This window comes from Marivita sp. (assembly GCF_022763305.1).
Classification (GTDB): Bacteria; Pseudomonadota; Alphaproteobacteria; order Rhodobacterales; family Rhodobacteraceae; genus Marivita.
In genome coordinates, this window is the sequence record NZ_JALEGT010000062.1 from 22,219 (window position 1) to 44,576 (window position 22,358).

The 22,358-nt window shown below is 61.0% G+C and carries 19 protein-coding genes; 4 read left to right on the forward strand and 15 right to left on the reverse strand.

What is annotated here, in order from left to right; genetic code table 11:
* Window positions 1–16: 16 nt before the first annotated feature.
* From aceE to MRY75_RS12270, 4 genes are all read right to left on the reverse strand, one after another.
* Entirely contained in the window at window positions 17–2,677 is a 2,661-nt protein-coding gene (gene aceE / locus MRY75_RS12250; protein ID WP_292308188.1) for a pyruvate dehydrogenase (acetyl-transferring), homodimeric type, read from the reverse strand.
* Window positions 2,678–2,863: 186 nt separating this feature from the next.
* Window positions 2,864–4,546, reverse strand: a complete 1,683-nt coding sequence (gene dld / locus MRY75_RS12255) for a D-lactate dehydrogenase (protein ID WP_292308190.1) — start codon at window positions 4,544–4,546, stop codon at window positions 2,864–2,866.
* 23 nt (window positions 4,547–4,569) lie between these two features.
* On the reverse strand, window positions 4,570–6,636 hold the full coding sequence (locus MRY75_RS12260) for a TRAP transporter large permease subunit (protein ID WP_366934928.1): 2,067 nt from the start codon (window positions 6,634–6,636) through the stop codon (window positions 4,570–4,572).
* Window positions 6,637–6,750: 114 nt separating this feature from the next.
* Window positions 6,751–7,803: a TRAP transporter substrate-binding protein gene (locus tag MRY75_RS12270; protein WP_292308192.1), complete on the reverse strand. Its 1,053-nt coding sequence runs from the start codon at window positions 7,801–7,803 to the stop codon at window positions 6,751–6,753.
* Between the two features lie 321 nt (window positions 7,804–8,124).
* On the opposite strand from MRY75_RS12270, the gene MRY75_RS12275 reads away from it, so the two are divergent.
* A complete protein-coding gene (locus MRY75_RS12275) occupies window positions 8,125–8,913 on the forward strand; it encodes a FadR/GntR family transcriptional regulator (RefSeq protein ID WP_292308194.1) in 789 nt (262 codons plus the stop codon).
* On the opposite strand, the gene MRY75_RS12280 is transcribed toward MRY75_RS12275, so the two are convergent.
* The 4 genes from MRY75_RS12280 to MRY75_RS12295 all read right to left on the reverse strand — a co-directional run bounded on the left by MRY75_RS12280 (window position 8,910) and on the right by MRY75_RS12295 (window position 11,948).
* Entirely contained in the window at window positions 8,910–9,701 is a 792-nt protein-coding gene (locus MRY75_RS12280) for a class II glutamine amidotransferase (protein ID WP_292308196.1), read from the reverse strand. The two genes, MRY75_RS12275 and MRY75_RS12280, sit on opposite strands and share 4 nt — an antisense overlap.
* A gap of 2 nt (window positions 9,702–9,703) precedes the next feature.
* On the reverse strand, window positions 9,704–9,958 hold the full coding sequence (locus tag MRY75_RS12285) for a DUF6356 family protein (RefSeq protein ID WP_292308198.1): 255 nt from the start codon (window positions 9,956–9,958) through the stop codon (window positions 9,704–9,706).
* 147 nt (window positions 9,959–10,105) lie between these two features.
* Window positions 10,106–10,894 carry an exodeoxyribonuclease III gene (locus MRY75_RS12290; protein WP_292308200.1) on the reverse strand — a complete coding sequence of 263 codons (789 nt, stop codon included), beginning with the start codon at window positions 10,892–10,894 and terminating at the stop codon, window positions 10,106–10,108.
* Window positions 10,895–11,042: 148 nt separating this feature from the next.
* Entirely contained in the window at window positions 11,043–11,948 is a 906-nt protein-coding gene (locus MRY75_RS12295; RefSeq protein ID WP_292308201.1) for a LysR family transcriptional regulator, read from the reverse strand.
* A gap of 214 nt (window positions 11,949–12,162) precedes the next feature.
* Between MRY75_RS12295 and MRY75_RS12300 the strand changes: the two genes are divergently transcribed.
* A complete protein-coding gene (locus MRY75_RS12300; RefSeq protein ID WP_292308203.1) occupies window positions 12,163–12,606 on the forward strand; it encodes a DUF4399 domain-containing protein in 444 nt (147 codons plus the stop codon).
* Between the two features lie 51 nt (window positions 12,607–12,657).
* Here the strand turns inward: MRY75_RS12300 and MRY75_RS12305 are convergent, their stop codons facing one another.
* The 4 genes from MRY75_RS12305 to MRY75_RS12320 all read right to left on the reverse strand — a co-directional run bounded on the left by MRY75_RS12305 (window position 12,658) and on the right by MRY75_RS12320 (window position 17,907).
* A complete protein-coding gene (locus MRY75_RS12305) occupies window positions 12,658–13,218 on the reverse strand; it encodes a type 1 glutamine amidotransferase domain-containing protein (RefSeq protein WP_292308205.1) in 561 nt (186 codons plus the stop codon).
* An 88-nt stretch (window positions 13,219–13,306) separates the two neighbouring features.
* Window positions 13,307–15,334 carry an NADPH-dependent 2,4-dienoyl-CoA reductase gene (locus MRY75_RS12310; protein ID WP_292308207.1) on the reverse strand — a complete coding sequence of 676 codons (2,028 nt, stop codon included), beginning with the start codon at window positions 15,332–15,334 and terminating at the stop codon, window positions 13,307–13,309.
* Between the two features lie 66 nt (window positions 15,335–15,400).
* Window positions 15,401–16,582: a TIGR03862 family flavoprotein gene (locus tag MRY75_RS12315; RefSeq protein WP_292308209.1), complete on the reverse strand. Its 1,182-nt coding sequence runs from the start codon at window positions 16,580–16,582 to the stop codon at window positions 15,401–15,403.
* Window positions 16,579–17,907: a mechanosensitive ion channel domain-containing protein gene (locus MRY75_RS12320; protein WP_292308211.1), complete on the reverse strand. Its 1,329-nt coding sequence runs from the start codon at window positions 17,905–17,907 to the stop codon at window positions 16,579–16,581. Before MRY75_RS12320 ends, MRY75_RS12315 begins: the two co-directional genes overlap by 4 nt.
* Before the next feature lie 91 nt (window positions 17,908–17,998).
* Here MRY75_RS12320 and MRY75_RS12325 point away from each other — a divergent pair, with 91 nt between their 5' ends.
* Window positions 17,999–18,319, forward strand: a complete 321-nt coding sequence (locus tag MRY75_RS12325; RefSeq protein WP_292308213.1) for an HNH endonuclease — start codon at window positions 17,999–18,001, stop codon at window positions 18,317–18,319.
* A gap of 189 nt (window positions 18,320–18,508) precedes the next feature.
* A complete protein-coding gene (locus tag MRY75_RS12330) occupies window positions 18,509–19,447 on the forward strand; it encodes a pirin family protein (RefSeq protein WP_292308215.1) in 939 nt (312 codons plus the stop codon).
* Window positions 19,448–19,449: 2 nt separating this feature from the next.
* Here the strand turns inward: MRY75_RS12330 and MRY75_RS12335 are convergent, their stop codons facing one another.
* Genes MRY75_RS12335 through MRY75_RS12345 form a run of 3 tightly spaced genes read right to left on the reverse strand, consistent with a single transcriptional unit; the run spans window position 19,450 to window position 22,321 of the window.
* A complete protein-coding gene (locus tag MRY75_RS12335; protein ID WP_292308217.1) occupies window positions 19,450–20,058 on the reverse strand; it encodes a hypothetical protein in 609 nt (202 codons plus the stop codon).
* 30 nt (window positions 20,059–20,088) lie between these two features.
* Window positions 20,089–20,418, reverse strand: a complete 330-nt coding sequence (locus MRY75_RS12340; protein WP_292308219.1) for a hypothetical protein — start codon at window positions 20,416–20,418, stop codon at window positions 20,089–20,091.
* Window positions 20,405–22,321, reverse strand: a complete 1,917-nt coding sequence (locus tag MRY75_RS12345; RefSeq protein ID WP_292308221.1) for an OmpA family protein — start codon at window positions 22,319–22,321, stop codon at window positions 20,405–20,407. Before MRY75_RS12345 ends, MRY75_RS12340 begins: the two co-directional genes overlap by 14 nt.
* Window positions 22,322–22,358 lie beyond the last annotated feature (37 nt).

Here is a 22,358-nt window from a genome sequence, read left to right on the forward strand (position 1 = left end):
CTTGGTCTCCTCCCGCTCACACCAGACGCGGGTTCGGCTTGTCGCCGTCGATGTCGTATTTCTTCAAAGCCAGTTGCAGGTCTTTCTCGGTCACCGCGCCCTCGCGGTAGAGATCGACCATCGCAGCGGCGGCGATGTGGTTGGCGTCCACTTCAAAGAACCGGCGCAGGTTCACGCGGCTGTCCGACCGGCCATAGCCATCGGTGCCCAGAACCGTGAACCGACCCGGCACAAAGGCGCGGATTTGTTCGGCGTAGTTCTTCATGTAGTCCGTTGCGGCAATCACCGGACCTTTCGCACCCTCTAGCTGCTGGGTGACATACGGCACTTTCGGCTCGGCCAGCGGGTTCAGACGGTTGTGACGTGCACAATCCTGACCATCCCGCGCCAACTCGTTCAGCGATGTGGCCGACCAGATGTCCGACGTGACACCGAAGTCTTCCTTGAGCATCTCGGCCGCCTTTAGCGCCTGAACAAGGATCGTCCCCGACCCCATCAGGTTCACGTGCTTCTTGCCCGGCTTCGCTGTCTTGTGCAGCCGGTAGAGACCTTTGATGATGCCCTCTTCAGCACCCATCGGCATCTCCGGGTGGCTGTAGTTCTCGTTCATCAGCGTCAGGTAGAAATACACGTCTTCCTGATCGACAAACATCCGCTGCAAACCGTGCTGCACGATCACCGCCACTTCATAGCTGAAGGTCGGGTCATAGCTGATGCAGTTCGGAATGGTGCCCGCAAGGATGTGCGAATGCCCGTCCTCGTGCTGCAACCCTTCGCCGTTGAGCGTGGTCCGCCCGGCAGTCCCACCCAGCATGAAGCCCCGCGCACGGCTGTCCCCCGCGGCCCAGGCCAGATCGCCGATCCGCTGGAAGCCGAACATCGAGTAATAGATGAAGAACGGGATCATCGGCACGCCGTGGTTGGAATACGACGTTGCCGCCGCGATCCAGTCCGCCATCGCGCCCGCTTCGTTGATGCCTTCCTGAAGAACCTGACCATCCAGGCTCTCTTTGTAGAACATCATCTGGTCTTTATCCTGCGGGGTGTAGTTCTGCCCCAGCGGGTTGTAGATCCCCGCAGACCGGAACAGACCTTCCATCCCGAAGGTGCGGCTTTCATCCGGCACGATCGGCACGATGTTCTTGCCGATCTTCTTGTCACGGAGCAGCGTCGTCAGGATACGCACGAATGCCATTGTCGTGGAAATCTCGCGATCCCCCGTCGACTCAAGCTGACCCTTGAACTGCTCCAGTGCCGGGATTTCCAGCTTCGGTGCGTCTTTCCAATGGCGCACAGGGAACGACCCGCCCAGCTCTTTCCGGCGATCCGCCAGATAGGCCTTCTGTGCGTTGTTCAAACTGACAAACGGCACGTCCTTCTCCAGCTCTTCATCGGTGACCGGAATCTGGAACCGATCCCGCATCGCCTTGAGCTGGTCGAACTGCATCTTTTTCTGCTGGTGCGTGGTGTTCTGGCCTTCGCCAGCGGTGCCCATGCCATAGCCTTTGACGGTCTTGACCAGCAGACAGGTCGGCGTGCCCTTGGCCTTGGTCGCCCGCAGGAACGCGTTGTAGACCTTCTTCGGATCATGCCCGCCCCGGCGCAGCGCCCAGATCTGATCGTCGGTCCAGTCTTCGACCAGAGCGGCCGTCTCGGGGTATTTGCCAAAGAAATGCTCGCGAATATACGCGCCATCCTTCGACTTGAATGTCTGGTAATCGCCATCGACGGTTTCATCCATCAACTGGCGCAGCTTGCCGGACGTGTCCCGCTCCAGCAACTCGTCCCAGCCCCGACCCCACAGCAGTTTGATCACGTCCCAACCGGCACCCCGGAAGTCACCCTCAAGCTCCTGCACGATCTTGCCGTTACCGCGCACCGGGCCATCAAGACGCTGGAGGTTGCAGTTGATGACGAATATCAGGTTGTCGAGCCCTTCGCGCACGGCCAAATCGATGGCACCCCGGCTTTCCGGCTCGTCCATCTCTCCGTCGCCAAGGAAGCACCACACCTTGCGGTCGCCCATGTCGATCAGGCCACGGTTGTGCATATATTTCATGAACCGCGCCTGATAGATCGCCATGAGCGGCCCCAGACCCATCGAAACGGTCGGGAACTGCCAGTAATCCGGCATCAGCCACGGGTGCGGATAGGAACTCAGACCACCGCCATCAACCTCGGACCGGAACGCCTCAAGCTGTTCGGCGCTGATGCGGCCTTCCATGAACGACCGGGCATAGATGCCGGGAATGACGTGGCCTTGGAAGAACACCAGATCGCCGCCGTGGATCGCGGATTTCGACCGCCAGAAATGGTTGAGACCAATATCATACAAGGCCGCCGACGATGCGAAGGAGGCGATATGCCCGCCATATTCGCTGCTGACCTTGTTCCGCTTGACCACGGTCGCCATCGCGTTCCACCGGTTGATGGTGCGGATACGCCATTCCATCTCGGTATCGCCGGGGATGTCGACTTCGTCATCCGGCGCGATGGTGTTCTGATAGGGTGTGGTCGCCGAAAACGGCAGCTTCGCGCCCGCAGCGCGTGCCTGCTGCACCGCTTTGTCGAGCAGGAAATGCGCACGATCCGCGCCATCCCGAAGGATCACGTCTTCAATCGCGTCTTGCCATTCCTGGGATTCGACCGGGTCAATATCTTGGGGGCTGTCTTTCATAATCCCTCTTCCCTTGGTCTGGCCGTTCTGGCCAATAGTTTATCGTTGAACAAATTGCTTGGGCGCAATCTTACTCAACAACCTAACGCGCTCCTAGCATGCCCGGTTCCCTTGGGGCAGTAAGGCAACGTCATATCATCCATGCATCAGGCGCATGGCAAATTGGTTCACAATTAAACAAATATCTCACGCGTAGTGCTTGCAACGCGACATCTTGCCGATGCCAGGGTTGAAACTGTTCGTCGGGTCGATGGATTTGTAAAATTCCGCAAGGTCCGGCTTGGCCTTGTAGATATGGCCGACGTTATGCTCGGCAGGGTATTCCGCCCCGCGCTGGTCCAGCAATTCCAGCATTTCCGCCTTCAGCGCAGCAACATCCACACCCTTCTTCACGATGTAATCCTGATGCAGCACGTGGCAGAAGAAGTGGCCATAGTAGAGCCGGTGTACCAGTTTGTCCGAGATATGCGCAGGCAACTGCTCCAGCCATGAGCGCTCGTTCCGCTTGAGCGCAATATCCAGCGCGAGGATGTCCTCGACCTCGTCACGATGCACATTCTGATAGCGGATCGCAGCACCAGCCGCCGCAAAGCGGTTTAATCCGGCCAGCTTGTCTTCGCGCGGGGTGCATTCAAAGAAATCGCCCTCGTGCTCGGCGAAGAAAGACTTGAGGAAACCCCGCGCCTCGCGCACACCCCCGTCCCGCATCTTGAGGATCAGGTGATGCTCGTACCGATCCCGGTATTCGGTCAGCCGCTTCGGCAAAAGCTTCGGCACCATGCGTGACACAAACTGCATGAACCGGTCCGTGAACCCGCGCGTCAGCGAAAGCTTGTTCAACCGGGCATCGACGGCACCTTTTATCGCAAAGAACATCGGCAGCTTGTCGGTGCCCAGCTTGTCGATCATCAAAACCGTGTCTTTGCCGTAGGTCTCTGAAATATCGAAACACTCACGGTGCATGTATTCGCCGGACACCGGCAAACTCTCGAATTGTACAAGGATATGCCGCCGCAGATCGGTCAGCGCATCGGGATCATTCGTCCCGATATAGAAGGTCTGTTCGGTCTCATTGATCGGGTAGGTGTCCAGCCGCACTGCAAAGACCGCCAGTTTCCCGGCACACCCAGCCGCCTCGTAAAGCCGCCGCTTGTCCGCGTTGAACCGCGCCGGGCTGTCCGCATCCACGTCGCGCACCAGCCTGTGGTATTCGGTATCCGAGGCGCGCTTTTTCGTCGGCTCCAGATCGGCCTCGCCAAAGTCGCCCCTCTGCACGCGGGTCAGGATCTCCTCCGGCGTATCTCCCAGCGCGACCCCCAGATGGTTGACCAACTCCAATTCACCGTCCGCAGTAATCCGCGCAAACAGCGACAGCTCGGTATAGCTCGGCCCCCGTTCGATCAGCGACCCACCGGAGTTGTTGCAAACGCCGCCGACGATGGACGCGCCGATACAGGACGATCCGATCACCGAATGGGGTTGTCGGCCCAAAGGCTTCAGCAGCTTTTCCAGGGCAAAGAGCGTCGCCCCGGGAAGGCTCACCACCTGCTCACCACCGCGCAAGGTGTGGATCGCATCCATCCGCCGCGTATTGATCAGAACCACATCGCGGTCATACGACCCCTTCGGCGTCGACCCTTCGGTCAGCCCGGTATTGGCCGCCTGCATAATGACGATCTTGTCCGCCGCCACACAGGCTTGCAGCACCTGCCACTGTTCCAGAACCGTCGCAGGTTGCACCACGGCCAGCGCGTCGCCCTCACCCGAGCGGAAGCCCTTGCGGAACCGCTCGGTCTGCTTGGCGCCGGTCAGGACATGACGTGCCCCGACCACCGCGCGCAGGTCCTTCAGCAAGGATTCGTCCGTCATCGGCCTTCTCCTTCTCGCCCCGTTCAGTAAGCCACCGAAGGCAGCCACGTTGCAAGCCATGGCATGAAAAACACCAACGCCAGTCCGGTCAGCTGAAGAAGAACGAAGGGAACAACGCCCTTGTAGATATGCCCAAGATTGATTTCAGGCGGGCACACCCCCTTGAGGTAGAAGAGCGCAAATCCAACCGGCGGCGTCAGGAACGACGTCTGCAAGGTGACGGCCACAAGGATCACGAACCAGACCAGTGCGGCCTCATCGACAACACCGTAGCCCGGAATATCCAACCCCAGCGCATTGATGATCGGGCGCATCAGCGGCAGCACGATCAGCGTGATCTCGATCCAGTCAAGGACAAAGCCCAGCAGGAACACAATTCCAAGGATCACGATCACCGTGCCATTTGGCCCGAACCCGGTGCCAAGGATCATGTCCTCGATCAGTTGGTCCCCACCCAGTTCGCGCAGCACGTAGGAAAACACTGTGGCCCCAAGGAAGATCGCAAAGATATAGGCCGTGGTATTGAAGGTGGACTTCAGCACATTCACCAGCTTTTTCAGCGTCAGCTTGCGATACCCCAGCGCAAGCGCCGTCGCTCCAAGGGCCCCGATGCCAGACGCCTCGGTCGGCGTGGTGATGCCGGCGAAGATCGACCCGAGAACCGCAAGGATCAAACCAAGCGTCGGCAGGATAGCCATCAGCACATCCTTCACAGCCGCCCAATCCGGGCGCACGGCGCCTTCAGGGGCCGGAGCGACCGACGGCTTCAGGTAAGAGATGACGAAGATATAGGTCAGGTACAGAACCCCGATCAGAACCCCCGGCAGCATCGCCGCCATGAAGAGATCCCCCACCGACAGCGCCATCTGGTCTGCCATGATCACCAGCATGATCGACGGCGGGATCAGAATGCCCAGCGTGCCCGAAGCCGCCACCACACCAGTGCCCAGCATCGGCGAATATTTCTGCTCCACCATCGACGGCAGCGCCAGCACGCCCAGCAGAACCACGGACGCGCCGATGATCCCGGTCGAGGCCGCAAGAATGATCCCGATCATCGTCACCGTGATTGCCAGCCCGCCGCGCGTCCGTCCGAACAGGCGCTGCATCGAGGACATCAGCTTCTCGGCCACACCGGATTCGTCCAGCATCAACCCCATGAAGATGAACATCGGCAAGGCCACCAGAACCGCGTTCGACATGGTCGCATAGACCCGGTTAACGACCGCCCCAAGGCTCAGGTAATCCAGACCGATGAGGGTCTCCTCAAGCCCGGTCCAGTTCATCATCCCGTTGTCGAAGAGATACGCGACCCCGCAATAGAGCACGCCTGTCCCAGCCAACACCCAGGCCACCGGAAACCCGGTGAACAACAGCGCGATGAAGGTCAGGAACATGGCGATGACCAGCTTTTCCTCGGTCGTGTGCACAAGGAACGTCAGTGACACCGCCAGCGCGGCAAAGCTCACAAGCGCCCACAGGATCAAACGCAGGTCCCGGCCCTGCCGTTCTTCCTCCCCCGCAACGAACAATGCATGCACATCATGGATCAACCGCGCCAAAGCCGCGAAGGACAGCAGCACAAACGAGATCGGGATGATCGCCTTGAACGCCCAGCGCGCAGGCAAACCCGTCGGCGAAGACGACCGCTCGTTCACGCGCCAGCTTTCGTAGAAGTAATCCCACCCCTGATCGACCATCAGATAAAGGAACGGCGCGACAAGCGTCAGGATGCCCAGCACTTCGATGATCCGCTGCGCCCTGCGGCTCAGTTGCAGGTGCAGAATATCCACCCGCACATGGCTGTCCGTGACCAGCGCATAGGAGATGCCGACCATTGTCACCAACCCGTAGAAATGCCACTGGATCTCATCAAGCTTGGGGAAGTTCTGGTTCAGCAGGTAGCGGAACAGCACCTGTGCAACGATGACCGCGATCAGCAGGACATTCGCCCACATGACCACATGCCCCACGCCCTTGACCATCCTGTCGATCCCGACAGCCACGGTCTGCGCGTCCTTGTCCTCATGTTCGAGGATGTGTTCGTAGGTTTCGATCGGGTCTTCCATGGCTTTAAATGTCTCTGACATGACGGTGCCTCCTGTCCCTCGCCGGGCAGAAAAGACCCGGCGTCCAATTCCGTAAAAAGCGACAAACAAATGAAAATGCGGCGTCCCGATCGGGGACGCCGCGGCTGCTCACTCTTACTTGCGCGGCAGGAAGGCATTCTCTTTCCAGAGCGTGTAACCGTCCCGGAAATCGTTCATGTCCGCCAGAACCTTGGCAAAGAACTCGTTATTTGCAGCTTCTTCTTCAGCAACGGCGTTCCAGGTCTGCTCGAACGTATCCAGCATCTCCTGCGACCACTGCTTGATCTCGACACCGTTGTTTTCGACGTTGTCGATCAGCACGGCGTGCTGGATCGCTTCACCTTCGGCAAAACTGTCGGCCATCGACGCCTTGCACGCGTTTTCAATGATCGCCTTGTGCTGGTCCGAGGCCTCGTTCCAGACGTCCTTGTTGATCATCAACTCGAACACGGTCGCCTGCTGGTGCCAGCCGGGGAAGTAGTTGTACTTGACCAGCTTGTGGAACCCGAGCCGCGCGTCGATGGCGGGCATAGAGAACTCGGTCGCGTCAATCGCGCCCTTTTCCAGTGCCGGGAAAATCTCACCACCCGGCAGAAGCGATGTCGCCACACCCAGCTTCTGCATGACCTTACCACCCAGACCGAAGAACCGCATCTTCAGCCCCTGCAGATCGGCGGGCGTGTTGATCTCCTTGGCGAACCAGCCCGACGTCTCCGGCGCGATGATCGCGCAGGGCAGAACGTGGACGTTATAGCCCGCCTGATCGTACATTTCCTGATACAGGCTCATGCCGTTGCCGTAATAGAGCCACGCCATGTATTCACCCGCCTCGGGGCCGAAGGGCACGGCCGAGAACAGCGGCGACGCGGGAATCTTGCCCGCCCAATACCCGGCGGTGGTGTAGCCCGAATTGATCTTCCCGGTGCTGACGGCGTCCAGAATTTCGAACGGATCGACCAGCTTGCCCGGCTCGTAGACCTTCATCTTGAGCGTCCCGCCCGACATCAGGTCCAACTGGTCCGCCACACGCGGGATCGGCGTGCCCAGACCCGGCAGCGCGGTCGAGAACGCGATCGGTGTCTTCAGCACAAGCTTGTCGGCGGCATGTGCAGCCGGGGCTGTCAGAACAGCCGCTGCCACGGCCAGGCTGGTGAGTACGTTTTTCATGTTTCCTCCTCGGGGTCGTCCGGTCTGTGCCGGGAAAAATCACCGGGACATCCACCCGGGATGCAGTGGTTCATATTATTTACCACCCCTTGAAATCAACGATCTTGTAACCACTGTCCGCCAATCCCATCCGGAATACCGCGGTATGCCACAGCATCACAAAAAATATTTCGAAGAGTCATATTTCGCCAATTATCTGTTTTTGCTATCATTTGACTGCAACTCAGACCTGCGCCAAACGCATGGCTGCGACATTTTCGTTGCACACCCAAAAGGATCACTTATTTTACCACTGAACGATCCAAGACCCTGGGAAGAGCCATGCCAAACTCCGTCGCAAACCTCTTCGGACCGGTCGGTCACGAATCGGTCGCGGACACCATCGTCCACCACATCGAAGAGCTGATCGTCTCCGGTGTGCTCAAGGACGGCACCCGCCTGCCCTCGGAACGCACATTGGCGGACGAGATGAAAGTCTCGCGCCCCAAGGTGCGCGAGGCGCTCAAACGGCTCGAGGAAAACGGCCTGATCATCGTCCGCCACGGCGAAGGCAATTTCGTTGCCCCGCTCGTGGGGTCAGCCATGTCGCCCGCGCTTGTCGATCTCTACGCGCGCCATGTCACCGCGTTCGAAGATTATCTCGAATTCCGCCGCGAACAGGAAAGCTTTGCCGCCATGCTCGCCGCCGAACGCGCCACCGAGGAAGACCGGGACATGCTGAAAAGCATCATTCGCGAACTCGAAGAGGCCCATGCCCAAGGCAAGTCCGAAGCATCACGCGATGCCGATGTCCGCTTTCACGCGGCCATCGTCGATGCCAGCCACAACTCGCTCATGGTGCACACCATGTCCGCGATCTATCAGCTCATGGCACGCAACGTGTTCTACAACCGGGATTTCCTGCGCGCCATCGACGGCACAGGCGAGATGCTGCTGGACCAGCACAAGCGCATCGCGGATGCGATCATCCGCGGCAAGACGGACGAAGCGGCAGATGCCGCCGCCGATCACATCGACTTCGTTGCGCGCAGTTTCCGCGTCGGACGCGCGCAGGACCGACGCGAAACCGTCTCGCGCCGCCGCAAAGCCCTGCTCAACATGCGCGCCTAAGCCGCGCGCGCCAGACGCAGGTCCAGAGGCGTGCGGCTCATCCCCTGATGCGACAGACAGACAAGCCCATCCGGCGCAATCGCCGTCCAGACCAGCGTTTCGGCATCGAGCGGCTCTGACGCCAGAATCCAGCCACCCTCCCGCGTTTCCGCAGCATAAAGGCTCGGCGCGCGGGCATCGCTGGCATGACGGAAGGCATAGATTGCCTCACCATCCGACATGACACAGGTCAGGCGCACGGCCTCTTCGCACCCCTGCCCGTAGCAACTGTGCGCCTGCAACAGTGCCACCACAGCCTGCACCGCCTTTGCCGGATCGCGCTCCAGCCCATGCGCCATCAATAGAAGGAAAATAAGTTCGGAATCCGTCGTCCCCCGCCGTGCAAGGTACAACTCATCCGGCAACAGCGCCTCCAACGGACGCCGGATGCGGTCGATGTCGGGCACCTGCCCATTATGCATGAACGACCAACGCCGATGTGCAAACGGATGACAGTTAAGCCGCGTGGTCTCGCCCGTGGTGGACGCCCGCACATGCGCCAGAAACAGCGGCGACCGGATCATCTTGCACAGGCTCAGCAGGTTGCCGTCCGACCATGCGGGCAGGACATCGCGATACAACCCCGGCCCTTCGCCCTCGGCGTACCACGCAAAACCGAACCCATCGCCCTGCACCGCCAGCTTCGCCTCATTGGCGTGCTGGCTCTGCTCCAGCAGCGAATGCGCCGGGTCCACGACAACATGCGCAATCGGAACCGCAGGCCCCAGATAGGCCGCAAGGCGACACATGCTCAGTGTCCGGCGCTGGTATGCCGCGCTTCGATCCGCGCGTGCATCTGGCGGATCATCCGGCTGGCCGTGGTCTCGAACAGCGGCGGGATCACCGCATGGATCAGCGCCGCCATCGACGCCAGAAACAACCGCCCGGCAAAACCAAACGCAAACCCCGCATGCTGTAGGTAGGTTTCGTTCACGCTGGCGGGATGGTCGATGAACCCCCGCAGAAAGCCGGGGCGCGCTGCGGTATCGGTGTCTTGAAGGGCCATGAGATGCTCCGTGTTTCCTTGCCTGTCACCAGAGTGCCAAACAATTACAGAGCGTGCTTCCCAATTTTCACCTGCTGAAAATCCTAAATTGGGAAATCTGCACGAAATACGCGAGGAAGGTGAGAAATCATCACACCTTTGCGGGTATCACAGATCAAACGTCGCAAACACCGGAGCATGATCGCTGGGCTGGTCCCACCCCCGCGCATCCCGCAGGATCCGGCTGGAATGCGCCGCGTTGGAAATGTCCGGCGTCGCCCAAACGTGGTCCAACCGCCGTCCCTTGTCAGCCGCATCCCAATCCTTCGCGCGGTAGCTCCACCAGGAATACAGCAATCCTTCCGGAATATCCTGACGGGTCACATCCACCCAACGCCCCGCATCCTGCGTTTCGCCGAAATGCACAACCTCGATGGGCGTATGGCTCACCACCTTGAGGAGTTGCTTGTGCGACCAGACATCATCCTCGCGCGGCGCGATGTTGAGATCCCCCACCAGAATGGCCTTCTCCGGCCGTTCCGCATGGAACCAGTCCCGCATCTCGGTCAGGTAATCCAGCTTCTGCCCAAACTTCTCGTTCACCTCCCGGTCCGGCACATCGCCGCCAGCAGGCACGTAAAAATTGTGGATCGTCACCCCGTTCTCAAGCCGTCCCGCCACATGCCGCGCATGGCCAAGGCCCGCAAAATCCTTGTCACCCACATCCTCGATCGGAAGCTTCGACAGGATGGCAACGCCATTATACCCCTTCTGCCCCCGCGCGATCATGTGGCCATAGCCCAGTGCCTGGAATTGCTCCATCGGGATCTTCTCGACCGGGCTCTTGCACTCCTGCAGGCACAGCACATCCGGCGCTTCCTCAGCCATCAGCTTGGCCACCAGCCCTTCGCGCAGACGGACCGAATTGATGTTCCAGGTGGCAAGGGTGAAGGGCATGAGCGGCATCTCCGGCACAGGGGTTGAGGTCGCCAGACACTGCCCCCGCACGGCTCGGGTCGCAACCCGGAAACCACCACGAAAAAACGCCCCGGCTATGGCATCCGGGGCGTCAAGGTGGTCTGCGAACAGACGAGGGAGGATCGGATTACCAGTCCTTCGGACCTTTGTCGGCAAATTGATGCACAAGGAAATCGATGAAGGCGCGCACCTTGGGCTGGGTGAACCGGCCCGGCGGATACACCGCGTAGATGCCCTGCGTGTCGATGGGCAGATCCGGGATCGCATCCTCGACCAGCCCCTTGTCCATCGCATCGGCATAAAGGAACGACGGCAGATAGGCGATGCCCAGACCCGCCACGCAGGCATTGAGCAGGGATTGCCCGTCATTCACCGAAAGCCAGCCCGCCGTGCGGATCTGGCGCTTCTCGCCAGAGGGCGCCGTCACCTTCCATACATTACCGCTCGACTGGTTCGAGTAGTGCAAAAGCTTGTGTTCGTTCAGATCGTCGATCCGGCGCGGGCGGCCGTATTTCTCGAAATAGGACGGTGCCGCGATCATCCGTTTCGTGGTCTCGGTCAGCTTCCGCGCGCGCAGCGTGCTATCTTCCAGCTCGCCGATCCGCACCGCCATGTCGAAGCCCTCGGAAATCAGCTCAACATACCGGTTGTTCAGAACCATGTTCACGGTGATGTCCGGGAAATCCGACAGGAATTCACCCAGCACAGGCGACAGATGGTTCACACCGAAATCGGTCGCCACACTGATCCGCAGCAGCCCGGACGGTGCCGATTGCATCGACGTCACCAGCGCGTCAGCCTCGCCTGCATCGTTCAGCACCCGTCGCGCCCGGTCGTAATATGCCAGACCGATCTCGGTCGGGCTGACACGGCGTGTCGTCCGGTTCAGCAGACGTGCCCCAAGACGGGCCTCGAGCGCGGAGACATGCTTCGAGACAGCGGACTTGGAAATCCCCATCTTCTTGGCCGCGTCGGTAAAGCCGCCTTGATCCACAACCGTGGCAAAGGCCTCCATTTCGGTAAGACGGTCCATACGTGTTCCTCGTGTTTCGTCAAACCGGGTATGGCGGTCAAATCAGGCGCGACTTGGGCACTCTGCAGACAATATCTGGGTTTTGTTGGGCAATGTCGTGCAGACGGAAACGGCTTTTGCCACGCCCTGCGCACAACCGTGATTGTGCAAACCGACACGCGCGCCCTATCTTTGACGCAGGGGAAGGCACCCTTCCCCATCAGGGAGGACATTCATGTATCGCTTTATCTTCGCGGCCGCCTTGGCCATCTCGACAGCAAGTTTCGCCCACGCGGGCGACACGCCGTCAAACCCGGAATCGATGGCCTATGTCGTCAATCTGGAAAACGGCACAACCGTTCAGTCGCCCGTCACCGTGATCTTCGGGTTGGCCGGCATGGGTGTCGCCCCTGCAGGTGTCGAAAAGGAAGGCACGGGCCATCACCATATTCTGCTCAACCGCGCCGCTTTTGGTGAAGGGGCCGACGATGCCGAGATGATCGCCAACGGCATCCCCGCAGATGAGAACCACATCCACTTCGGCGGCGGCCAGACTCAGACCACGCTCGACCTGCCACCCGGAGAGCACACGATCCAGCTGGTGCTGGGCGACCATTTCCATGTCCCGCACACTCCGCCAGTGGTCAGCGAGGTCATCACCTTCACCGTCACCGAATGACAAAAAGCCGGGCACATCGCCCGGCTTTCCATCCGATCTTCCAGACAGGCGTCACGCAGCCTTGCGCTGGTGTCGACCTTCTTCGATCTCTTCCACGATCTTCGACACGAAGGCCTTGAGATCATCCGGCTGACGGCTGGTGATGATGCCTTGGTCGACCACCACCGCTTCATCCTTCCAATGCGCCCCGGCATTGATCACATCCGTTTTGATAGAATGGTACGAGGTCGCCTCGCGCCCCTTCAGGATACCGGCCTCGACCAGCACCCACGGCGCATGACAGACAGCGGCAATCGTCTTGCCCTGATCGTGAAAGGCTTTCACCAGTTCCAGCACGTCTTCGTCGACGCGCAGCAGGTCCGGGTTGATCTGACCGCCGGGAATGACCAGCGCGTCGTAATCCTCGACCGACACGTCCACGATTCTGGCATCCGCCTCGGCCTCGCGCCCCCAGTCGCTGCCCTCCCAGCCTTTGATCGCGTTACCGTCGGGCGTGGCGACATGCAGCTTGGCCCCCTTGGCGCGCAGTTGATCGCGTGGGAATTCCAGTTCGGATTGCTCGAACCCATGGGTCGAAATGAGCAGGATTTTTGCGTCACTGATTGCAGGCATTATGGGCCTCCTGATGTGTTGAATGTCCAAGCGGGGCCGGATGCCCCGCTGTCTGACATCCCAACGCATCGCGCGCCCCAGCCGTTCCTTACAGCGTCGCCGCCAACCGCGTGCCCTGATCGATCGCCCGCCTCGCGTCCAGTTCCGCCGCAACATCGGCCCCGCCGATCACATGGCAGGTCACGCCACGCGCCTCGAGCGCATCGGCCAGAGACCGCTCCGACACCTGACCGGCGCACAGAACCACGGTATCGCAGGCGATCACCTCGGGCCGCTCCCGCGCCTCGCCATACGAGATGTGCAGACCTTCGGCGTCGATGCGCTCGTAATTCACACCCGCTTTCATCTGCACGTCCTTCATCATCAGGCTCATGCGATGAATCCAACCCGTGGTTTTGCCCAGCCGCTTGCCCGGTTTTTCCGCCTTGCGCTGAAGCAGCGTCACCTGCCGCGCTGGGGCACTGGGTTGTGGCCCCTCGGGCGCAAGACCGGACCTCTGGTCGGCTGGGTCGGTGACACCCCATTCCTTCATCCACTCAGGCAGGTTTTCGGTCGGGCTTTCGCCTTCATGCACAAGATACTCGGACACATCGAACCCGATGCCCCCGGCACCGACCACAGCAACCCGCTTTCCAACAGCCGCCTTGCCGCGCAGCACATCCACATAGCCCAGAACGTTCGGCCCATCCTGACCGGGGATCTGCGGATCGCGCGGCAGAACACCCGTGGCGATGATCACCTCGTCAAAGCCGATCAGATCATCCGCTGTGACCTCTTTGCCCAAGGACACTGTGACCCCGGTTTCCGCGACCATCGTGCGGAACCAGTCGACCAGCCCCCAGAACTCTTCCTTGCCCGGCACCTGCTTGGCCATGTTGAGCTGACCACCAATCTCGTCGGACTTGTCGAACAGCGTCACTTGATGCCCGCGCTCTGCCGCCGTGATCGCAGCTGACAGGCCCGCCGGACCCGCGCCCACCACCGCAACGCGCTTTGCGTTTACCGCTGGTTCAACTTTCAACTCGGTCTCGAAACACGCCTTCGGATTCACAAGGCAGGACGAGATCTTCATCTGGAACGTGTGATCCAGACAGGCTTGGTTGCACGCGATACAAGGCGCAATCTGCGCCGCCTTGCCCGCTGCCGCTTTCGCAACGAAATCCGGATCGGCCAGGAATGGACGCGCCATACTGACCATGTCGGCGCAACCCGTCGCCAGCACCTCTTCCGCAACCTCGGGCGTGTTGATCCGGTTCGACGTGATCACCGGAATCCCCACCTTGCCCATAAGCTTCTTCGTGACCCACGCAAACGCCGCACGCGGCACGCTTGTGGCAATCGTCGGTATCCGCGCCTCGTGCCAGCCGATGCCGGTGTTGATGATCGTGGCCCCGGCCTGTTCAATCGCCTGCGCCAGTTGCACGACCTCTTCGTGGGTCGACCCATTCGGCACCAGGTCGATCATCGACAACCGGTAGATCACGATGAACTCCGGCCCCACCGCCTCGCGCACACGGCGCACCACTTCGACCGGCAAGCGCATGCGGTTCTCGTACGATCCACCCCACCTGTCCGTACGTTTGTTGGTGTGGGTCACAAGGAACTGGTTGAGGAAGTACCCCTCCGACCCCATCACCTCGACCCCGTCATACCCGGCTTCCTGCGCCCGTTTCGCAGCGGTCACGATGTCGGAGATCTGCTTATCGATCCCGTCCTCGTCCAATTCGATCGGCGGGAACGGAGAGATCGGGGATTTGATCGCAGAAGGTGCCACACATTCCTTGCCATAAGCATAGCGCCCCGCGTGCAGGATCTGCATCGCGATCTTGCCGTCGGCCTCGTGCACCCGGTCGGTGACGATCCGGTGGTTGGCGATGTCCTGATCGGTGAAAAGCCCGGACGCACCCGGAAACACCCCGCCCTCGCGGTTGGGCGCCATGCCGCCCGTGACCATCAGCGCCACGCCACCCCGTGCGCGGGTGGCATAGAACTCGGCCACGCGGTTCCAGTCGCCGGTCTCTTCCAGATTGGTGTGCATCGACCCCATAAGCACGCGATTCTTCAGCGTCGTGAACCCAAGGTCGAGCGGGGCCAGCATATGCGGGTATGTGGTCATGGCAGAACTCCTCCGTTGGCATCACCTGACACGGGGCAAGTTGACGTGTCACGCCCCAACGTCACGTCACAGTCGGTCGTATTCCGCCGCGTGACGCCCCGCCCAAAGCCCAGTCGCGAAACAGGCGGTCAGCAGATACCCCCCCGTCGGCGCATCCCAGTCGAGCATCTCGCCCGCGCAGAACGTCCCGGGTCGGTCCTTGAGCATAAGCGTGTCGTCCAGCGCGTCGAAGGACACGCCTCCAGCCGTCGAGATCGCCTCGTCCATCGGGCGCAAGCCCGCGTGACGAATGGGAACGGCCTTGATCATCTTTGCCAAGGCAGTTGGATGATCCGGCAAGGGATGCACAAACTCCCGCAGGATGGCCTGCGCCGCCGGGGACAGTTTCAGAACCCGGCGCAGATGGTTTGACAGGCTGGCCTTGCCTTTGGGTTTTGCCAGACGGTCAGCCACCGCCTCAAGCGTCAGGTCGGGCAACAGGTCCAAGGTCAGCTCGGCCCCTTCGCGCAGGGACGGGGCCAAGGGATAGACGCCGCCGCCTTCCAGCCCGCGTTTCGAGATCACCACCTCGCCGCGGGACATCTGATCGCCCGCGTGCAGGGCGATGCCCTTCAACGGCGCACCGAAATGGCGGGTCATGTGATCAGACCAGTCCACCATCAGCCCGACATTCGACGGTTGGAACGGCACGACCTTGATCCCGTTCGCCGCGAAACCTTCTGCCCAGTGTCCGTCAGAACCCAGCCGCGCCCAGCTTGCGCCGCCCAGCGCAAAGACCGTCACGCGAGGCGCCAGAACACGCGCGCCCTCGGGTGTCTCAAAGTGGTGCATGTTCCGTTCCAAATCGACCCAACGCCAGCGGGTGTGCCGCTCAAGCCCCAACCCGTCCAATCGTGCCAGCCACGCGCGCAACAGGGGTGACGCTTTCATTGCATCGGGAAACAACCGACCGGTCGATCCGGTGAAGGTGGTCTGGCCCAAGCCTTCGGTCCAGGCTTTCACCTCGTCGGGTCCAAACGCTTTGAGACAGGCCCGCATTGTCGGATGCAGACCTGCGCCGTAGGAGGCGAGGAACGGTCCGAAGGCCTGCATCTTGGTCAGGTTCAACCCCGACTTTCCCGCCATCAGGAACTTGCGGCCAATCGACGGTTTCGCCTCGACCAGCGTCACGGCCCGCCCTGCCACCAACAGCGCCTCGGCCGCCATCAGGCCCGCAGGCCCGCCTCCGATGACGAGCGCGTCGGTCACTCTGCCGATGGCGCATTGCGCAGTTCGACAACGCGGTGGGGATAGGGGATTTCGATATTGTGCTCCTTGAGCGCTTTCCAGATCAGAAACAGCACATCCGAGGCGTACTTGTTCTTGCCGTCGTCAATACCGTTCACCCAGAACTCTACCCCGAAGTCGATGCCGCTGTCACCGAAGCCGCGCAGCTCTACATCGGGCGGTTCGGGCGATTGCAGCACGCCGGGATGCTTGGACACGGCGTCTACGATGATGTCCGGCACAAGATTGATGTCGGTGTCATAGCTGACCGAAAACGCCACTTCGAGCCGGTTGGCGCTGCCCTGATCCGAGTAGTTGATGATCCGCGTTGTGATGAAATCCTCATTCGGCACCACGATCCAGCGTCCATCGAAGGTTTCAAGGATCATCGCGCGCGCAGTTGTCTTGACGATGGTGCCCGCCTGTCCGTTGTCGAGTTCGACATAGTCGCCGACGGTCGCCTGCCCTTCAAGAAGCAGGATCACACCCGAGATGTAGTTCGATGCGATTTTCTGCAAACCAAAACCCAAACCCACACCAATCGCACCGCCCAACACCGCCAGTGAGGTGAGCGGGATGCCCATGATGTTCATCAGCAGAATAAAGGCGAGGCCGAAGATCATGAGCTCCGCCGCCTTCGCCGCAAGCTGGCGCGTGGCGGGGCGCATCTCTTCCTGCTTGTTGATGTAGGCGGCGGATTGATCGTTCGACCAGCGCCCCAGCCAGAACAGAAGCGACCCGGCGATCACCCCGCGCAACAGCGACATCACCGAGAACGAGATGTTTCCAAGCGAAACAATCGTGTTGTCCAACCGCTCGGTCAGGAGGTCGAGCAGCCCCACGGCATAAAGCGCCACGACGGGCAGCAATACATAGCGGCCCAGCAGTTTCAGGAACGGATCGCTGATTATGTCGCGCACCAGCACGCGCGCGGCGAGGAAGAGGAACACCCCCTTGCCGAAGGCGATTACCGTGCCGGTTCCGAACACGCTCCGCGTGACCTGCTCACCGATTGCGGCGAAGACATAGGCGAGAACCGGCAACACCAGAGGAACCGCCAGCAGCAGACCGCGACGCATGCGCGACAGAAGCGACTGGCTGTCCGCCGGAGGCGTGAAGAGGCGGGTCAGAAACGGTCGAAGGCGCCGTGCAACGATCACGGCCGCAAGATAGGCCAGGATCAGCAGCGCGAACTGAGACCAGGCGGCTGGAGACAGCAACCAGACCAGGGCGATTTCATAGCCCTGAAGCGCAAGAGCCGCCGCGTTCTGGACGATGGGCGGTTGCGCCGAGAGGTCCCAATCCATGCCGATTCCCTTGAAATTTCGTCCCCTTGTTTCAATTAGATGCCTTGAGCCACGCTCCAGCACAAGCCTCGCGCATCGGAGACATGCTGCTTTGGTCGAGACCGATCCGATCTGCCCCTTATGCCTGCGCCCAATCCCGCCGGGGGTGCGGCAAAGCCTGCATCACCTGATCCCGAAACTGAAAGGCGGCAAGGGCGGCCCGACAATCCTTGTGCACCATATCTGTCACCAGGAAATCCATGCGACCCTGAGCGAAGCCGAGTTGGCGCGCGCGTTCAACACACCCGAAGCGCTGAGGGCGCATCCGCATCTTGCTGCGTTCTTCGACTGGGTGTCGAAACGGCCGCCAGATTTCCACGCACGGGGGCGCAGCAGTCTGCGCAAGCAGCGGTCGCGCCGAAGAAAGAGATAGGTCCGATCTGGTCCTGATGTTTCGCACGCGAAACAATGGAGCCGGAACGGTCCTTTTAACCTTCGAGTAATCCGTCAGAGGGAGCTGCATGTTTTGTGCAAATTCGCGCAAATATTGCGCTAATGACTTTTATTGCGCATTTTTGCAAAAACTCTATCTTCAGCTTCATCACACAAAAGGAGCACCGCCATGAGCTGGAATCCCGCCCTTGATCCGCATTGCCCGACCGGGGATGACGTGGACGCCATCGAAACCGTTATCATCCCGCGCGCCCGCGATCTGGGTGGCTTCGAAGTCCGTCGTGCCCTGCCCGCGCCGCGTCGGCAGATGGTGGGACCGTTCATTTTCTTCGACCAGATGGGACCGGCCGAGTTCCTGCCGACCAAGGGTCTGGACGTACGGCCGCATCCGCATATCGGGCTGGCGACGATTTCGTACCTCTTTCGGGGTCGGATGCACCACCGGGACAGTCTGGGCACCGATGCGTGGATCGAACCGGGTGCGGTGAACTGGATGGTGGCGGGGCATGGGATCACCCATTCCGAACGCACCGACGACGACACGCAGACCGATCCGATGCCGTTTTTCGGGATTCAGACCTGGGTCGCCTTGCCCAAGGATCACGAGGACCGCGCGCCCGAGTTCGAACATGCGCCGGTGGAGGCGCTGCCGTTCCTTGAGGGCGAGGGCAAATCCGTGCGGCTGATCCTTGGCGATGCGTGGGGCGAACGCGCGCCAGTCAAGACCGCGTCCGAGATGTTCTATGCCGATGCTGTGCTAGAAGCAGGTGCTGCGATCCCACTGCCCGACAATCACGAGGATCGGGGCGTGTACGTGGTGGAAGGGTCGGTGACGGTAGCAGGAGAGACCTATGAGGCGGGGCGGATGATGGTGTTCCGTCCGGGGGATCGGTTGTCCCTGCAGGCCGGGCCGATGGGCGCGCGGGTGATGCTTTTGGGCGGGGAAACGCTGGAAGGGTCGCGGTATATCTGGTGGAACTTCGTTGCATCGTCGAAAGAGCGGATCGAAGAGGCCAAGGAAGCTTGGCGCGCCGGGGATTGGGCCTCGGGTCGGTTCCAGTTGCCGCCGGGGGACGATGCGGAGTTCATCCCGCTGCCGGATCGGTGACCCTATTGGATGTCGGCGGGACAGGTGCTGAAAACACCGGGAAGATCGGCGTTCAAGCTGCACATGATGCCGCCCCAGTGAAAGCCGCGCTGGCCACCCGTGTCTTCGATTTCGAACCATTCGTAGCCGTCGAAGATCACACCGGTTGCGGTCAGGATCGACAGGGGCGCGCCATAGCCCAAACTGCCGGATCGGGCAAAGTCGATGCCCGGTCCGCTGCGGACATTGCCGCCGAGTGACGCCGCCTTGGGGTATGTCGCGGTGTCTGGCGCTTCAAACCCCGCTGGAAGAACGCAGAGTTTCGGGTCCTGATCATCAACAAAGAGCATGACTTCGCTGCCTTTGCCGCGCACAAGAAAATGCCCGAGAGGCAGGACGATGTCGTAGCCAAAGCCCGACCCCACCGGAACCGGTGCCATTTCGAGCGCTTCGCTGTCCAGCATCAGCGTCGCTGTGCCATCGGGGCGCGGAGGAATGACCACCTGTATGGCGGGAGAGGTGGCGCTGCCTTCGTCGCAGACGAACACCGTGCCGGGCGGGACATCGCCCTCTGCAAAAACGGGGCTGCCCAGAAGGGCCACGCCAAGAGCCAGTATACGTGTCGCTGTCATGGCAAAGCCCCTTTACATGATATCGGATCGTCAGCGGGTAGCGGTCACACGTTCGAGATAGACGCGAAGTTCTTCGGCCTCATGACGGGCATCGCGCAGGCCTTCCATTGCGGCGGCAAGTTCAGCTTCGGTCTGGGCCAGCTGGTTGGTCAGTTCGGCTTCGCGCTGCTGAAGGTAGGTGATCGCCTGATCGCGGGTTTCTTCGGCCTCATGCAGTTCCTGGCTCATGCGCTCCAGCTGATCCATGTCCGCCTGGCTGACACGGGTGAACCGGTGCACGAGCCAATTGGCAAACCATCCAAGACAGAATGCAACAAAAAGGATGATCGCTGTCGTGATGACAAACTCAGTTCTGTCCATCGCTGGTGCCCTCTGCGCCGTCGCTTGCAGATGTTTCGTCTGTTGGCGCGGAATCTTCAATACTTTCCAGCGTGGTTTCTGACTCTTCGACCGGTTCGGGGCGGCGCAACTTGAATTCGATGCGGCGGTTGGCCTCGCGGCCATCCTCGGTGTCGTTGCTGGCGATGGGTTGTTCTTCGCCATAGCCGCGGACTTCGTAGCTGGCGGTCAGGACGCGGCGCTGGCGCAGCGCGTCGACAACGGCCTGGGCGCGGTCCTGGCTCAGCTGCTGGTTCATTTCTTCCCGACCCTGACTGTCGGTGTGGCCCGCAATCACCAGAGGAATGTCGCCACAGAGTTTCAGCAGCTCTGCGATCTCGTCCATGATGTCCTGCGTCGCAAGATCGAGTGTGGCCGAGCCCGGCTCAAAGGTGATCTTGCGGTCGCCGATGATCTCGACGATCTGGGCCTCACATTCCTCGGGCGTCGGAATGCCCAGCAGGGGATCGAGTTTCTCCTGATAGGTGATGTCGATCTCGAAATGCTCGCTTTCGCCCAGCTTGTCCGCAAGCAGACCCGCGATTTCGGAACTGGCGTTCTGGTTGCCGGTGTTGCCCGTAATGGTCAGCGCGTCGGGTGTTACGGTGACGGCACCGTTGGACAGCCGCGACAGTGCTTCGAGACCAGCCAGAACGCGGCTGGACCATGTGGCAGGCAGGGCTTCATCGACCCGCGCGGTTGTCCGCACGGTGGCAGAGCCAAAGGCGGCGCGGGCAAAGCTGTCGGCGGTGGTGCGGGCGATTTCGCTGTTGATGCGACCGCGCAACTGCACCTCGCCTTCCGGGCTGCGGGTTGCGACGAATTCGGGGATGCCTTCCGGCGCGGCTTCGGGCGGTATGGGCAGTGTTGCATTGACCACGAACACGTCCGGCAGGTCGGTTTCAAGAGCGCCTACAACCCGGTCGAACAGGGATTGATCGGTGCCTTCGAGCGCAAAGAGTGTCACATCGGCATCGGCAAAGGTGATGCTGCCACCACCCAGCGCGTCGATGGCACGGATGCCCATGGCTGTGGCAGTTCCCCAGTCATTGGTCGGCGTGCCAAGACCCAGACGGCAATCGAGCTTTCCGGTCAGACCAACCTCGGCCGCGGCCTTGAGGATTTCGGCGCGATCGTCTTCGGTCGGGGCGGCGCAGGCATCAAAGCGGACGCCCTCGGCGTCCTTGATGAAGCGCAGCGTGAAAGGCGAGATCACGGGACGGGGTGCAGTGATGTCGAGTGCAAGGCGCAGATTGTCTTCGGCGCGGCGCGCAAGATCTGCCTCGACCCGGCGGCGGGCGTCTTCGTTTTCGACGGCACCCTTGATCGCGACGCGCCCCGCCTCGATCGAGATCTTTGATCGGTCCAGAACCCGCAGCACGGACACGGCATAGGTCAGCGCGTCTTCAAGCCCGTCCGGGACAGGGTATTCCGCGACTTCCAGCAGATCGGCCACGGGTACATCCGGCACCGCGCGGGTGATGTCCGCGACCAGTTGCTCGCGGTCCAACGCAGCCGGCAAGAGACCGATCATGGACACACCGCTGTCGTTGCGCAAGAGTTCGACCGAGAAGCGGGGCGGCGTGATGCCATCGCTGTCGACAATATCGATCTGGTCGATGACACGGGCGGAATCGACCACGCGACCGGCGGCGCTGAGCGCCTGGAACCGGGCGGCTTCGGTTGGGGCGGTGCCGATCAGGAAGACCAGCAATCCGTTTGTGTCCACATCGGCCCAGGTCAGCGCGTCGCGGTCAAGCTCTGTGCGCACAGCCCGTTCCGAGCTTTCCTCGACTGCTCCAGCCGCCACCCATGCGGCCCCGATGCTGAGGACCGCTGCCGTGGCGAAGGCACAGAAGAGGATGAAAACAGAAGACAGGCGCATGCACAGTCCGCGTCAGTTGAACTCGGCAAAGCGATAC